This window comes from Nocardia nova NBRC 15556, from assembly GCF_001613005.1.
In the GTDB taxonomy this organism is placed as follows: Bacteria; Actinomycetota; Actinomycetes; order Mycobacteriales; family Mycobacteriaceae; genus Nocardia; species Nocardia nova.
In genome coordinates, this window is the sequence record NZ_BDBN01000066.1 from 26,882 (window position 1) to 40,388 (window position 13,507).

Annotated in this window: 15 protein-coding genes; 8 read left to right on the top strand and 7 right to left on the bottom strand. The window is 67.6% G+C overall.

The window, feature by feature from the left end; genetic code table 11:
* Nucleotides 1-4 precede the first annotated feature (4 nt).
* A complete protein-coding gene (locus NN2_RS24550; RefSeq protein ID WP_063016252.1) occupies nt 5-1,447 on the bottom strand; it encodes an ABC1 kinase family protein in 1,443 nt (480 codons plus the stop codon).
* Nucleotides 1,448-1,546: 99 nt separating this feature from the next.
* On the bottom strand, nt 1,547-2,269 hold the full coding sequence (locus NN2_RS24555; RefSeq protein ID WP_030516152.1) for a TetR/AcrR family transcriptional regulator: 723 nt from the start codon (nt 2,267-2,269) through the stop codon (nt 1,547-1,549).
* Between the two features lie 318 nt (nt 2,270-2,587).
* On the opposite strand from NN2_RS24555, the gene NN2_RS24560 reads away from it, so the two are divergent.
* The 6 genes from NN2_RS24560 to NN2_RS24585 all read left to right on the top strand — a co-directional run bounded on the left by NN2_RS24560 (nt 2,588) and on the right by NN2_RS24585 (nt 8,043).
* Nucleotides 2,588-3,844: a DUF445 domain-containing protein gene (locus NN2_RS24560; RefSeq protein ID WP_063016254.1), complete on the top strand. Its 1,257-nt coding sequence runs from the start codon at nt 2,588-2,590 to the stop codon at nt 3,842-3,844.
* Nucleotides 3,845-3,950: 106 nt separating this feature from the next.
* Complete coding sequence (locus NN2_RS38710; protein WP_245008092.1) at nt 3,951-4,568, top strand: helix-turn-helix domain-containing protein; 618 nt, start codon at nt 3,951-3,953, stop codon at nt 4,566-4,568.
* Nucleotides 4,565-5,245, top strand: coding sequence for a hypothetical protein (locus NN2_RS37850; RefSeq protein WP_063016255.1), 681 nt, complete (start codon nt 4,565-4,567; stop codon nt 5,243-5,245). The genes NN2_RS38710 and NN2_RS37850 overlap by 4 nt, the downstream gene beginning before the upstream one ends.
* A gap of 116 nt (nt 5,246-5,361) precedes the next feature.
* Complete coding sequence (locus NN2_RS24575; protein ID WP_030516156.1) at nt 5,362-5,658, top strand: DUF2516 family protein; 297 nt, start codon at nt 5,362-5,364, stop codon at nt 5,656-5,658.
* Between the two features lie 84 nt (nt 5,659-5,742).
* Nucleotides 5,743-6,771: an alpha/beta fold hydrolase gene (locus NN2_RS24580; RefSeq protein ID WP_063016256.1), complete on the top strand. Its 1,029-nt coding sequence runs from the start codon at nt 5,743-5,745 to the stop codon at nt 6,769-6,771.
* A 255-nt stretch (nt 6,772-7,026) separates the two neighbouring features.
* A complete protein-coding gene (locus tag NN2_RS24585) occupies nt 7,027-8,043 on the top strand; it encodes an alpha/beta fold hydrolase (RefSeq protein WP_063016285.1) in 1,017 nt (338 codons plus the stop codon).
* Between the two features lie 250 nt (nt 8,044-8,293).
* On the opposite strand, the gene purU is transcribed toward NN2_RS24585, so the two are convergent.
* The gene (gene purU / locus NN2_RS24590) at nt 8,294-9,181 is read right to left on the bottom strand and encodes a formyltetrahydrofolate deformylase (RefSeq protein WP_030516159.1); all 888 of its coding nucleotides are present in this window, start codon (nt 9,179-9,181) and stop codon (nt 8,294-8,296) included.
* A gap of 153 nt (nt 9,182-9,334) precedes the next feature.
* Between purU and deoC the strand changes: the two genes are divergently transcribed.
* The gene (gene deoC / locus NN2_RS24595) at nt 9,335-10,009 is read left to right on the top strand and encodes a deoxyribose-phosphate aldolase (RefSeq protein ID WP_063016257.1); all 675 of its coding nucleotides are present in this window, start codon (nt 9,335-9,337) and stop codon (nt 10,007-10,009) included.
* 40 nt (nt 10,010-10,049) lie between these two features.
* On the opposite strand, the gene NN2_RS24600 is transcribed toward deoC, so the two are convergent.
* The gene (locus tag NN2_RS24600) at nt 10,050-10,805 is read right to left on the bottom strand and encodes an LmeA family phospholipid-binding protein (RefSeq protein ID WP_051756433.1); all 756 of its coding nucleotides are present in this window, start codon (nt 10,803-10,805) and stop codon (nt 10,050-10,052) included.
* Between the two features lie 115 nt (nt 10,806-10,920).
* Here NN2_RS24600 and NN2_RS24605 point away from each other — a divergent pair, with 115 nt between their 5' ends.
* Complete coding sequence (locus NN2_RS24605; RefSeq protein WP_063016258.1) at nt 10,921-11,544, top strand: hypothetical protein; 624 nt, start codon at nt 10,921-10,923, stop codon at nt 11,542-11,544.
* Nucleotides 11,545-11,568: 24 nt separating this feature from the next.
* On the opposite strand, the gene NN2_RS24610 is transcribed toward NN2_RS24605, so the two are convergent.
* From NN2_RS24610 to NN2_RS24620, 3 genes are all read right to left on the bottom strand, one after another.
* A complete protein-coding gene (locus NN2_RS24610) occupies nt 11,569-12,327 on the bottom strand; it encodes a hypothetical protein (RefSeq protein WP_063016287.1) in 759 nt (252 codons plus the stop codon).
* 140 nt (nt 12,328-12,467) lie between these two features.
* Nucleotides 12,468-12,983 carry a DUF2505 domain-containing protein gene (locus NN2_RS24615; protein WP_063016260.1) on the bottom strand — a complete coding sequence of 172 codons (516 nt, stop codon included), beginning with the start codon at nt 12,981-12,983 and terminating at the stop codon, nt 12,468-12,470.
* Nucleotides 12,984-13,020: 37 nt separating this feature from the next.
* The gene (locus tag NN2_RS24620) at nt 13,021-13,506 is read right to left on the bottom strand and encodes a DUF2505 domain-containing protein (protein ID WP_063016262.1); all 486 of its coding nucleotides are present in this window, start codon (nt 13,504-13,506) and stop codon (nt 13,021-13,023) included.
* Nucleotide 13,507: the final 1 nt, after the last annotated feature.

Here is a 13,507-nt window from a genome sequence, read left to right on the forward strand (position 1 = left end):
CCGATTACTTTGTGCTGGTACGTTTTCCGCCGGCGGCTTTGCGTGGCGCGGCGCGCTTGGCAGGTTTGCGCGGCAGGCCGCGCCGGGCCAGCCAGGCGTGGTGCTGCTTACCGAGTTCGGTCACCGGGTCGTCACCGTAGAGCCACTCGCGGGCGATCCGATGCCAGTTCCCGGTCGCTTCCAGCTGGCCGAGTACCCCGAAGGTCAGGAAATCCGCACGCCGGGAGAACAGATGTTCCGGCGGCAGATTCTGCTGCTTCATCCCGGCGTACTCACTCGCGCGCGGATCGACCGCCAGCACGAAGGCGCCGCTGGCCAATTCGGGGGTGATGGTCAGGTCCTGGTCGATCAGTGCCCACTCGCACGCGGCGAGCACATACTCCAGACAGTCCTCGGGGGTGATCTCCTCCAGTGAATCGATGATGCCGTGGTCGATCATCAACTGGCGCAGATCTTCGGCACGTTCCTCGGCCGCCGCACGGATGCAGGTGGCCTCGAACCGGACGTGTTCGGGATCCATCCGGTTGAACAGCCCGAAATCCAGGAAGGCGACCCGGCCGTCCTCGCCGAGCAGCAGATTGCCCGGATGCGGGTCCCCGCAGAATTCGTTGAAGGTGAACAGCGAACCGACGTAGAAGCGGTAGATGATCTCGCCGACCCGGTCGCGTTCGGCCTCCGGCAATCGGCGGATCTCCTCGAAACCGCGACCGGGGAAATACTCGCTGACCAGCACGTGCGTACTCGACAGCTCGGGCATCGTGGCCGGGACCACGATGAACGGATGGTCGGCGAACAGTTCGGCCACCTCGCGCTGGGTATGCGCCTCGGCCACGTAGTCCAGTTCGCTCTCGAGGTTCAGCCGCAGTTCGTCGAGGACCGCCGGCGTCACCCACGGCATCGCCGACTGCAGGACGCGGCGGAACATCGCGAGATTCTTCAGATCGGCGCGCACGGCGGTATCGATGCCCGGATACTGCACCTTCACCGCGACCGCGCGCCCGTCGTGCAGTCGCGCCCGGTAGACCTGGCCGATGGAGGCCGCCGCGATCGGTTCGTCCTCGAATTCGGCGAACAGCTCTTCGAGCGTGCGGCCGAAATCCTTCTCGATGACGCCGCGCATGGTGTCGAAGGAGACCTTCGGCGCGCTGTCGCGCAAGACGGCCAGCCGGCGCTGGAATCGCTCGCGATGTTCGGGCGGAACCAGATCCAGATCCAGCACCGAGAGCATCTGGCCGAGCTTCATGGCCACGCCCTTCATGGTGCCCAGCACCATGACCATCTGCTCGGTGGCGCGGATCATCGACTCCTCGGCCATCCGCTCGCGCACCGCTTCGGAGCGTCCGCGCATGGAACGGCGGGTCTTCTGCGCACGTAAGACGTTGCCGGCGACGGCCACACCCAGTTTCGTCCCCCGCGCCAGCCGCGACGTCGGCAGCTCTTTCGCCATTGATGACCTCCGTTGATGCCCCGCCTGGCCGGTCTTCAGCGTAGCCAAGCGCGAGCCGTCGGCCCAGAGACGGCGAGCACGGATTCCTTCGCGGGCGAATCAGCCCAGGTCGGCCTCGGGAAGTTCGTGCGGCACGGCGTTGAACTTCTCCGGCGAACCACCCGCCCGGACCATGCCCTCGATAGCGCTCCACACCATCATCGCCAGATGGTCGAGCATGCGATCGGCCGACATCGAGCGGTTGCTGATCCACCAGTCGGTGGCCAGCTGCACACCGCCGACGATCACGTACGAATACAGCAGCACGCCCTCGGTGTCGACGCCGCGATCGAAGGCCTTGGTCTGCACCACCACCGAAACCACGTCGGCGAACAGCTTCTCGAAATCGGCGAGGCTGGACTTGTCGGTGGTCGAGCCGTTGCCCATGATGAAGCGGTAGACGTCGATATCGGCCTCGACGGTGTGCACGTAGGCGGCCAGAGTGTTGCGGACCAGCTGATATTCGTCGGCGTCGTCGCTGATCGCCTCGTAGATCCGCGGCATCAGCGTGGTCTCGATGAACCGTTCCATGGTGGCGCGGGTCAGATCGGACTTGTCCGAGAAGTAGCGATAGAGGACGGTTTTGGATACGCCGATCTCCGCGGCGATCTCGTCCATCCCGACATCGCCGCCGCGTTTGCGGATAGCGGCGAGGGTGCCGTCGACGAGTTCTTCCCTGCGGTCGATCTTGTGCTGGTGCCAGCGCCGCTTGCGACCGTCCACCCGGCCGGGGCGCACCGCAGCGGAGTCGACGGCAGCGCTCGCGGCACGATGTGTGGTCATGCTCGAGGGGACTCCTGGATCCGGGGATAAGGGCACCACCAGCTTAAGTCCTTCGCCGAGGTGATGTTCCCGGTTCGCCGAGTGGCCCGGCTCTCGGCTCGGGGGCGTTCGCCGGAGGCGGGCGCGGGCGGGGGGTGCGCGGGCGCACGCCGGCGACGCCGATATTCCGGCCAGAATGGGGATATGGAGCAATCTGCCGGCAGCGCCCCCGTCCTGGCGGAAGCGAACGCGCACCCCGATACCCGGGCGGGAGTGGGAAATGCCACACGGTCCTCGGCCCGGGGCGCGCCCGGACCACCGTCTTCGTTCGCCGACCTGATGGACGAATCCGGGAAGAAACGCGATCTGCGCAAGATGAAGATGGTCGCGACCGGCTTCCTGGTGGCGGCCACGGTCGTCTATCTGGTCTGTTGCTGGCTCGGCTCGAACGGTATCGGCGGCAGCTGGGTCGGCTACGTGCGCGCGGCCTCGGAGGCCGGCATGGTCGGCGCGCTGGCGGACTGGTTCGCGGTCACGGCGCTGTTCCGGCATCCGCTGGGCCTGCCCATTCCGCACACCGCGATCATCCGCAAGAAGAAGGATCAGCTCGGCACCAGCCTGGGCGATTTCGTCCGCACCAATTTCCTCTCGCCCGACACCGTGGCGACGAAGGTGAATTCGGCGCAGATCTCGTTGCGCCTCGGAACGTGGATGGCCGATTTCCGGCACGCCGCGCGGGTGTCGGAGGAGTCGTCGACCATTCTGCGTGCGGTGATCGGCGCGCTGCGCGACTCCGATGTCGAGCAGGTCATCGACCAGACCATCGTCAAGCGCATCGCCGAACCGCAGTGGGGGCCGCCGATCGGGCGGGTGCTCGCCGAACTGCTGGCCGAGAACCGGCAGGAGCCGCTGCTGGATCTGCTGGCCGAACGCGCCCACCAGTGGGCGCTGGCGAGTCAGGAGACCCTGGACCGGATCGTCATGCGCGACGCCCCGTCGTGGGCGCCGAAATTCGCCAATATCCTGCTTTCGGAGAAGATCTACCGGGAATTGGTGGAATTCACCTGGAAGATTCGCTCACAACCCGATCACGAAGTGCGAATGGCGGCGAACCGATTTCTCGAGGATTTCGCTCGCGATCTGCAGTACGACGAGGCGATGATCGCCAAGGCCGAGCGGGTGAAGGCCGAGATCATGGGGCGCGAGGAAATAACCGGAATGGCGCGTGCGACCTGGCGTGCGGCCAAACGGATGATCCTGGAATCGGCCGACGATCCGAACAGCACCTTGCGCCGCAAGATCTCGGAGAATGTGCAGCAGTTGGGTCAGCGTCTGGTCGACGAACCCGAACTGACAAAACAAGTGGACGCTTGGGTTGAACGCGGTGTGAGATATCTCGTCGCCAACTACGGTTCCGAGATCGCGGCCCTGATCAGCGACACGGTTGCCCGCTGGGATGCCGAGGAGGCGAGTCGCAAGATCGAATTGCAGGCGGGGCGCGATCTGCAATTCATCCGGATCAACGGAACGGTGGTCGGATCACTTGCCGGCCTGGCGATTTACGCCGTATCCCATTTACTCTTCCCAGGCTTCTGACGGCCGCTGCCCGAAGTTTGCTGAAATAGTGCTAACAAGGGTGCTTGCAAGAGTTAGCACCCTCATTTAGAATCGACCGTACAACCGCCGGAAGGTGAGCAGTGTGATGGCACAGGAACCAGAGGTTTCTGATCGGAACACGGGGGAAACCGCAGAGACGTCTGCGGTTCCCGGAGACCGGGTGGGTCGCGTAGCCAACGCGGCGCACGACATCGGAGGCTTCATCCGGGCGCAGCGGGAGGCCGCTCAGGTCTCGTTGCGTCAGCTCGCACAGCTGGCGGGGGTGAGCAATCCGTACCTGAGTCAGATCGAGCGCGGATTGCGCAACCCGTCCGCCGAGGTACTCACGCAGATCGCCAAGGGTCTGCGCGTGTCTTCGGAGGTCTTGTACGTCCGGGCCGGCTATCTCGAACAGAGAGAGCACAGCCCGGTGCGGGACGCACTGCTGGCCGATACCGACATCACGGAACGGCAGAAGCAGGTGCTCCTGGACATCTACGAATCGTTCCGCCGCGAAAACGGGGGGAACGACAACGGAGGGAACGTCTCGGAATCCGTTCAGGGGGAATCCGAGGGGGGCGTTCCAGGGGGGAGCAGGGGCGGTGTGCCCGAGAGCCCGAGGGGCGGTGCACCCGAAAGCCCAAGGGACAACGAGGTTCCGCACCATGCCACCGATGGCAGTACTACCGAAATCTCGCCACGCCAGGAGAGCGAACAACCATGACCCAGCCCAACGTCACTGTGACCAAGCCGATCTACGCGACCGTCGGAGCCGGTGACGCGCTCTACGCGGCGGTCAACGACATCGTCGACCGCGTCCGCGACCGCGCCGCCACCGTCGATGTGAACTCCCGCGTCGAGGAGGCTCGCGAGCGCCTGTCGAATCTGCCGGCCGATGTGCAGGATCAGATCGAGACGCTGCGCGGCCGCCTGACCGGACTGCCCTCCGAACTGCCGGACGACCTCGCCGAACTGCGCGAGAAGTTCACCCCGGAGGAGCTGCGCAAGCTGGTCGACCAGTACTACCGCCAGCTGGTGGATCTCTACTCGGATCTGGCCGTGCGCGGCGAGGAGACCGTCGACCGGCTGCGTTCCAACCCCGGCTTCGACGAGCGTTTCGACAAGGTGGAGAACATCTACACCGATGTCGTCACCCGGGCCGAGGATGTGCTGACCAAGGTGTCCGATCAGGCTCGCGGGTTTCTGGGTAAAGCGGCCGAGCAGGCCGACGAGGCCGCCGCGGTCGTCGACGCCGAGGTCGTCGCGGTGACCACCGAGGCTGCCGCCGAGGAGCCCGCCCCGGCCAAGAAGGCCCCGGCGAAGAAGGCCCCCGCCAAGAAGGCGCCGGCCAAGCCCACCACCACCACCACCGCGAAGAAGACCACTCCGGCCAAGAAGTAATTCGGCCGCAGCAAAGACCGGCCGAGGGGTAATCCGGAACCGTCACACGGATCCGGGTCGTACCGGATCCCGCAACGCCCGCATGCGCACTGCCGCATGCGGGCGTTGCTTCTATCATGGGTGCTGTGTACCAGCTGACTAGTGCAATCCTGTGGCTGCTCTGGCTCGCCGCGATGGCCGCGACCATCTTCGCGCTGGTGCATGCGATCCGGCAGCGCGCCGACGCGTTCACGGCCGTGGACAAACTCACCAAACCGATCTGGGTGTCGATTCTGGCGGTCGCCCTCGGTTTCCTGCTGCTCGCTCGCACGCCGGTGGGATTGCTGGGGATCGCCGCGGTGATCGCCACGGGTATCTATCTGGCCGATGTGCGGCCTAAGGTCGACGAAATTCAGCGCGGTCCGCGCTGGTAAAACAGCGAACCCCGCGCTTGCACTAGCAAGCACCCACTCCTTCGGGTTACTGTATCGATCGGTAACACACAAAGGAGTGTTCTCATGCAGGCAACGTTGCCCAGCACGGTGGCGGGGATCGTGAAGCGTCTCCGCGGGCTGCCGGCCGCCCATCGCGCCGCACTGCGCACCCGGTCCTACGACCTGCCCGCACTGAATTCCCCGGCGGTGCCGTGTGAGGTGACCGCGGTGACCGCGTCCGACGGCGCCCGGCTGCGCGTGCACAGTTACGGCCCCGCCGACGGCGAGGCGATCGTGCTGGCGCACGGCTGGACCTGCTGCATCGAATACTGGAATCCCCAGATCAACGCCTTCGCCGGCGAATACCGGGTGATCGCCTACGACCAGCGCGGTCACGGCGAGAGCGAATCCGGCACCGCACCGCTGTCCACCGATCTGCTGGCCGACGATCTCGCGGCCGTCCTGGATGCCATGCTGCGCCCCGGTCAGCGCGCGGTCCTCGTCGGGCACAGTCTCGGCGGAATGACCATTCAGGCCTGGGCCGGCCGGTATCCGCGGCAGGTCGCCGAGCGGGCCGATGCGGTGGTGCTGGCCAATACCGCCTCCGGTGACCTGATCGCCGAGACCACCGTGGTGCCGCGCTTCAATCGCGGTCCGCTCGCGCTGCCGTTCCCGATCGGTCGCCTCGGACTCGGCCTGCCGGTGGTGTTCCCGCCGATCCGGCTGGTGAAGTGGATCTTCCGCCGCCAGATCATGACTCTGGCCGCGGCCGGTGAGGTGGTCGATTTCGCCCTGGCGATCGTGCGCTCCTGCCCGGCGCGCGTGCGTTCGCGCTTCGGCTTCCTGCTGGCCGAGCTGGCCCTGCAGAGCTGTACCCGCTGCGTGACCGTGCCGACCACGGTGATCTCCGGTTCCGTGGACGATATGACGCCGCCGGTGCACTCCGAGCGCCTGGCCGAGGAACTGCGCTCGGTCGGCGCGTTCCGCAAGCTGGTCGAACTGTCGACCGGCCACCTCGGCAACGTCGAGGCATACGAGGCGTTCAACGATGAACTCGCCGAGGTGCTGGACGAGACGTACGCCTCGCGGCACGTGCGCGAGGCGACCGCCTAGCCGGTTCGGCAATCGCTTGGCGAATTCGGCGTAGCACTTCTGTGGCGCCGGCCGATAGAAGCGGGTAGTGGGACGTTGCGCCGGCGGATGTGAATGCCGTTGGGCGGAATGGGTATTCGGTCTCTGTGGGGGTGTGAGCAGCGCTGAGGTGCGGCTTCGCCGGACAAAAGTGCGAAACCGGAAATTCTTCGCTGCTTGCACTAGCAAGCACCGTTGCTAGCGCGGTAACGTGCGGTAGGACACAAAGGAGTGCTCATGCTGGTGAACCTGCCCGAGAACGTTGCCGCCCTTCGGACCGGCATCGGCGCTCTGACCGGCGGATACCGCGCGAAAATGCGTTCGCGTACCTACCGCACGGCCGAGTTGAACTGCGCGCCCGACGCAGAGGTCGTCTCGGTCACGACGACCGACGGCGCCCGGCTGCGGGTACACGCGTACGGCCCTGCCGACGGCGACGTGATCGTCTTCGTGCACGGCTGGTCCTGCTGCCTCGAATACTGGAACCCGCAGATCAACTCCTTCGCCCGCGACCACCGCGTGATCGCGTTCGACCAGCGCGGTCACGGCGACAGCACCCTGGGGACGGGCCGGTTCGACGCCGAACAGCTGGCCGACGATCTGTGCGCCGTCCTGGACGCGGTTGTGCCGGCGGGACGTAAGGCCGTCCTGGTGGGACACAGCATGGGCGGCATCACGATTCAGGCCTGGGCCAAATTCCATCCGGAGCAGGTGGCGCAGCGCGCGAGCGCGGCCCTGCTGCTGACCACGACGGCGGGCGATATCGCCGCCGAAACCCGGGTTCTGCCGATCTTCAACGACATCGTCCCGGCCCCCGACTGGCTGGGCCGCGCCTTGTTCGGCCAGCCCGTGCCGTTCCCGGCCGGCGCTCCGGTGCGCGGAATCTTCAAGGCGCGCATCATGAATCGGTACGCCACAGCGGATCAGGTGGACTTCGGGCTCTCGATCGTGCGCTCCTGCCGTCCGCTGGTGCGGGCGAAGTACGCGCTGGCGCTGATCGAACTCGAAATTCACGGCGCCGCAGCGAATCTGTGCATCCCGACCAGTGTCGTGGCCGGGGCCTACGACAATCTGCTGCCGGAGAGCATGTCGCGCAAGATCGCCGACGAGCTCGCCGCGGCGGGCAATCTGGATCGCTATTCGGTCTTCGCCACCGGACATCTGGCGAATGTCGAGGCGAGTGCGGAGTTCAACGCCGAACTGCGCCGATTGATCGAGGTCACTCGCTTCGGCCGCCGTGCGGTGGCGGGCTGAGCGCCCGGCGACTGTCCGCCGGGGCTGGACGTACTCGCGGCGCGGGTGCATCCTGGTGACCCACGTTCGGATCGGGAAGTCGCCACAAGACCTGTCGTAGCGGAGCCGCTCTGCCGGCTCCGCGCGGCGAGGACGGCAACACGATGCTGAATCGTGTTGTCCGCCAAGGCCGGTCAAGGGCGCCCGGTCTTGGCCCGCCGCGTCGCCACGAGAAGACCGGCCACGAGAAGACCGGCTACGAGAAGACGCGCTACGAGAAAACGACGGTGCGCCGCCCGTGCACCAGCACCCGCCCCTCCAGGTGCCAGCGCAGTCCGCGCGCGAGCACCACGCGTTCGATGTCGCGGCCCTGCCGGACCATGTCGCGCACGGTGTCGGCATGGTCGATGCGGCTGACGTCCTGTTCGATGATGGGCCCCGCATCCAGGTCGGCGGTGACGTAATGGCAGGTGGCGCCGATCAGCTTCACGCCGCGGGCGAAGGCCTGGTGATACGGCCGCGCCCCCACGAACGAGGGCAGGAAGCTGTGGTGGATGTTCAGCGCGCGCCCGGCCCAGTGCTCGCACAATTCGGCCGGCAGCACCTGCATGAACCGCGCCAGCACCACCGCGTGCGGATCGTGGGCGTCGGTGAGCTCGCGCACCCGCTCGAAGGCCGGGCCGCGTTCGGCCGGATCGGCGGGGAAGGGCACGTGGTGGAACGGAATACCGTGCGCGCGGGTCATCTCGCCCAGATCCGGATGGTTGCCGATCACCGCTTCGATAGTGGCGGGCAACTCGCCACTGGCGGCCCGGCCGAGCAGATCGTGCAAGCAGTGCCCGTCGCGGCTGACCAGCAGGACCGCGCGGCGGCGACGCCCGGAATCCAGCAGCTGCCAATCGGTCTGCGGCCCCAGTTCGGCGGCCACCACGGTGAAGCGCTCACGCAACTCGTCGATGCCGAACGGCACGGTCGCCGCCGCGATGGCCTGGCGGGTGAAGAACCAGCCGGTATCGGGATCGGAGTGATAACCGGCCTCCACGATCGACCCGCCGAACTCGGCGATGAACGAGGTGATGCGGGCGATGATGCCCGGTCGGTCGGGACAGCCCAGGCTCAGGACGAAACGCCGATCATCGGCTGACGCGGTGCCACTCATGGGCACGATCCTCGCAGGTCGCACGCGGTTCGATCACGCCGCCCGGGCAGCGAGCCGCAAAGCCGGTCCGGGGTAAGCGAATTCGCGGGCCGCATCGGATCGCGAGCGCTCGGCGGCCCTGAACGCTCGCGGGCTGTGCCAGACTTGGTCCCCATGTCCGAAACCGTTCCCACCGCCTACACCCGCGCCCAGGTCGCCGCGATGATCGATCACACGTTGCTGGCCCCCGAGGCGACCGCCGCCGACGTCGCGAACACCATCGCCGAGGCTCGTGAACTGGGTGTCTACGCGGTGTGCCTGTCTCCGTCGATGCTGCCGGTGACCGCGCCCGGGCTGGTCGTCGCCACGGTCGCGGGCTTTCCCTCCGGCAAACACCACTCCCTGGTGAAGGGCACCGAGGCGCGATTCGCGGTAGAGCAGGGCGCGGCCGAGGTCGACATGGTGATCGACATCGGCGCGGCCGTCGCGGGGGACTACAACGCGGTCCTCGCCGATATCGTCACCGTCCGCGAGGCGGTCGAGGATCGGGCGCTGCTCAAGGTGATCGTCGAGTCCGCGGCGCTGTCGGATGCGGCGATCGTCGAGGTGTGCCGTGCCGCCGAACGCGCCGGCGCCGATTTCGTGAAGACCTCCACCGGATTCCACCCCGCGGGCGGCGCCGAGGTACGGGCCGTGCGGCTGATGCGGGAGACCGTCGGCGGGCGGCTCGGCATCAAGGCCAGCGGCGGAATTCGCACCGCCGCCGCGGCCGCCGAACTGATCGACGCCGGTGCGACCCGGCTGGGGTTGTCCCGCTCGGCCGATGTGCTGGCCGGCTTCCCGGAGTAGAGCCCGCGAGCGGCGCCGGGCTCGCTGCACCCCGGCTCGATCAGCAGCGGATCTCCGTGTCGCCACCGCCCTGCAGGGTGGTCGGGCCGCCCCGCAGCGACACCGAGATGCCGTTGTCGGTGACCTTCACGCTGGTCGGCTGCATACCCAGCGGGTAGTTCTGCAGGCTCTGCGTCATCGACTGGACGATGCTGTCGACCAGATCGGTGGGCAGCCCCAGCCCGAGCAGCGAGGCCGACTGCGTGCTGACCTCGATCTTGCCGTCCACGATGTGCGGCTGAACCTTCAGATCGGCGATACCGCCGAGCACCTTGACGTCCAGGGTGCCGCCGGCCGGATCCGATTCCACGCCGGAGACGAGCCCGGTCAGGGTCTGGGCGATGCCCTCGTTGCTCCAGGTCGCGTCGGCGGAGCTGCTGCCGACCTTCGCGCCGCCGCGCCCGCCGTCGAGCAGGGTGATGTCGTTGAGCCGGGCGTGCACCTTCATGTCCACGGCGGGCCCGAACTTCGCGTCGTCGCTGTCGACGGTGATGTACTGGACCTTGTGGTCGACGGCGGTGAGCAGTAACGGCTTCGGCCCGAATCCCACATCGACCTTCGACCCCAGCTCCTTCTCGACCTGGGAGGCCATGCACTGCTGATTCTTGTGGCGCAGATAGGTTTCGGCGCCCGCCGCGGTGCCGACCAGCGCGAGCAGCACGACGAGTCCGACGATCAGTGCGATCCGCCGCCCGTTGCGGCGTTTGGGTTCACCCGCCGGTGCGGGAGCGGGTACCGCGGTGTCCGGAGTGGTCATGGCAACCGATTCTTCCCGAGCTTTCTGAGCCCGCTCTGTGGAGCCTGTGAGGCTTGTCATGCAGTGCCGACGCGATTGTGACATGAGGCACAGCGGTCCGGCGTAACCTGATCCCATGTCCGCGCACGATGCAGGGGACGCCGCGGCCGCGCGCCGACCGGGGGATTCCGAGCAAGGCTGGTGGGTGCTGCGCCGGCTGGCCGATCGGCACGCCGGATACTTCACCACGCGCATCGTATTGCGGGCCGGCTGTGAGCACCGGATCCGCGGCGCCCTCGCCGACGGTTCCGTGATCCGCGCCGGCCTCGGCATTCTGCGCATGGCCGATTGGCCGGACGGCCCGCTCGACGAATACGCGATGTGGGCGGCCTGGTTCGACGGCGCCGCCGCCGTCTCCCATCACAGCGCTGCCGAACTGCACGGCCTGGGCCGCCTGCGCCCGCGCTTTCTGCACCTGTCCGCGAGTGCGGGCCGCCCGCCCGCGGCCCCGCGGCTGGTCGTCCTGCGCCGCGAGCTGCATCGCGGTGATGTGGAGTCGGCCGGTGCGTTCCTGGTGACCACCCCCGTGCGGACCGTACTGGACCTCGCCGAAACCGGGATCGGACAGGGGGCGCTGGACGAGGTGGTCGCCGACGCGGTCGCCATCCATCGCTGCATTCCGCACGAAATCGCTTCGGCGAGTGCGAATTTGCCGCCGCATGCGGCCGCACGGGTGCGCCGCGCCCTCGCCGCGGCCTGAACCCGGCGATCGCGCACCGCGAATTCAGTCGGGCCGCACACACTCCCACGGCACCGACAGGACGCAATCACGCATCCGCCGCCGGTAGTTCCGCACCGGAAAGCCTTGTTCCCGCAACAGTTCCGCCGCCACCCGCCAGCGCACGCGCGGCCCGTACACCGCCATCGGCGCGGCATGCGCCCACGCCCGGTCGGCCGCGGTGAGCAGCGTGTGCACGCGTTCACCGCGAATATTGCGGTGGATCAACGCCTTCGGCAGCCGTTCGGCGATATCGGAGGGTTTGGCGACGGTGAACGGATCCCAGGCCAGCGTCAGCGAGATCGGGCCGTCGCGGCCGAGCAGAATCCACGCGCAGCGGCGGCCCAGTTCGTCACAGGTGCCCTCGAGCAGGAGTCCCTCGGGAGCCAATCCGCCGAGAATTGTCGCCCACGCCTGCGCGACCTCGCTCTCGTCGTATTGCCGCAGCACATTGAACGCCCGCACCAGGACCGGCCGCAGTCCCGCGAGTTCGAACCCGCCCCGGGCGAAGTGCACGCCGTCGCGAGCGGGAACGACGCGCTCGGGATCGATCTCCAGACCGACGACGCGAATGTCGGCGCGCACCCGGCGCAGCCGGGCCGCCAATTCCAGCGTGGTCACCGGACTCGCCCCGTAGCCCAGATCGACCACCAGCGGGTCCGCGGCCGACCGCAGCCGCTCGACGACGAGTGGATCGTGGCTCAGCCAGCGGTCGCTGCGGCGCAGCCGATTGATCCCGGTGGTTCCGCGCGTGATGGCGCCCACCGGCTTGGACGTACCCCCGGCCGACGGTACGGCGGCGGTGCGCGAGTGGCCGGCCGAGCCGAGATGTCCGATGTTCGCAGCACGGGGCCGGCCCGGCGGTCTCATCGTGGTGATGCAGGCGTGCGGTGGAGCCACGGAACTCAGGCCGTCGGGCGCTGCTCTTCGAGCCACTGCTGGGTGAATTCGGCTTCGGCGCGGAACAGGTCCACGAGGTTGACCAGCATCATCTGCTCGAGTTTGGGCCCCAGCATCGGAATGAAGACCTTGGCCACGGGTGAGGTGCGCAGGGTGCAGCCGGTTTCGGTGGGAAACAAGCGCACGGTGCCGGTCAGCGTCCCCGGACCGGCCGGAATCGATGCGCTGAACTCACCCTCGACCTCGGGACCGAACGGCCCGTAGCTCTCCTTGCGGGTGATCACCAGGTCCTTGCGCATCACGGTCTGCGCGATCTCGGGCAGCATGTCGCGCGGCAGGATGTGGCGGACCTCGACCTCGATACCGTCGCCGTCGGCCTGCAGGTGGACCACCTCGTTCGGCGAGTGCTTGCGCATCTCCTCCATCCGCGCATCCCAGTAGGCGCGGTCGGACAGCGCCGCGTACACCTCTTCGGTGGTGTGCAGCGGATAGCGAGCGGAATAGTCCAATCGGCGGGCCATGGGGGACCAGGGTACTGGTCCCCGGGGAGCGCCCCGATCAGTGGTTGGCGATCCAGGTGTTGGTGAAGTCGGTCTCCGAGGCCAGCAGTTCCAGCAGTTTCTCGGCCACCACGGCCTCGATCTTCTTGCCGAACAACGGGATCGTCACCTCGACCGAGCCGTCGACCACGGCCTGGGAGGCGGTGTCGGAACCGGTCAGGGTGACCGTGCCGCGCACCTTCGCCGGCGCACCCTCGACATGCGCTTCGAAAACGCCGGACAGGCCCTCGTAGGTTTCGGTACGCGGGATGATCAGATCGCCCGGGCGGACCGAGGTGATCGCGGCGGGCAGTTCGGAGGCGGGGATGGTCTGCACCATCTCCACGCGCAGCCGGTCCCCGTCGGCCGAGAAGGAGTCCAGCCGCGCACCGGGCCCGCCGACCTCCTCGATGCGGTCCTTCCAGTACTGCTCGTCGGCGAGCGCAGCACGCACCGCCGCGGCGGGGTGCGCGTAGTGAGCTGTGTACGCCAGGGGTGTCGCCATG

Coding starts and splice junctions, on each gene's coding strand:
- NN2_RS24605 (WP_063016258.1), top strand. CDS start 10,921: ATGTCCGCGCACGATGCAGGGGACGCCGCGGCCGCGCGCCGACCGGGG.
- NN2_RS24585 (WP_063016285.1), top strand. CDS start 7,027: ATGCTGGTGAACCTGCCCGAGAACGTTGCCGCCCTTCGGACCGGCATC.
- NN2_RS24550 (WP_063016252.1), bottom strand. CDS start 1,447: ATGGCGAAAGAGCTGCCGACGTCGCGGCTGGCGCGGGGGACGAAACTG.
- deoC (WP_063016257.1), top strand. CDS start 9,335: ATGTCCGAAACCGTTCCCACCGCCTACACCCGCGCCCAGGTCGCCGCG.
- NN2_RS24560 (WP_063016254.1), top strand. CDS start 2,588: ATGGACGAATCCGGGAAGAAACGCGATCTGCGCAAGATGAAGATGGTC.
- NN2_RS24555 (WP_030516152.1), bottom strand. CDS start 2,269: ATGACCACACATCGTGCCGCGAGCGCTGCCGTCGACTCCGCTGCGGTG.
- NN2_RS24620 (WP_063016262.1), bottom strand. CDS start 13,506: ATGGCGACACCCCTGGCGTACACAGCTCACTACGCGCACCCCGCCGCG.
- purU (WP_030516159.1), bottom strand. CDS start 9,181: ATGAGTGGCACCGCGTCAGCCGATGATCGGCGTTTCGTCCTGAGCCTG.
- NN2_RS24600 (WP_051756433.1), bottom strand. CDS start 10,805: ATGACCACTCCGGACACCGCGGTACCCGCTCCCGCACCGGCGGGTGAA.
- NN2_RS37850 (WP_063016255.1), top strand. CDS start 4,565: ATGACCCAGCCCAACGTCACTGTGACCAAGCCGATCTACGCGACCGTC.
- NN2_RS38710 (WP_245008092.1), top strand. CDS start 3,951: ATGGCACAGGAACCAGAGGTTTCTGATCGGAACACGGGGGAAACCGCA.
- NN2_RS24615 (WP_063016260.1), bottom strand. CDS start 12,983: ATGGCCCGCCGATTGGACTATTCCGCTCGCTATCCGCTGCACACCACC.
- NN2_RS24580 (WP_063016256.1), top strand. CDS start 5,743: ATGCAGGCAACGTTGCCCAGCACGGTGGCGGGGATCGTGAAGCGTCTC.
- NN2_RS24575 (WP_030516156.1), top strand. CDS start 5,362: ATGGGTGCTGTGTACCAGCTGACTAGTGCAATCCTGTGGCTGCTCTGG.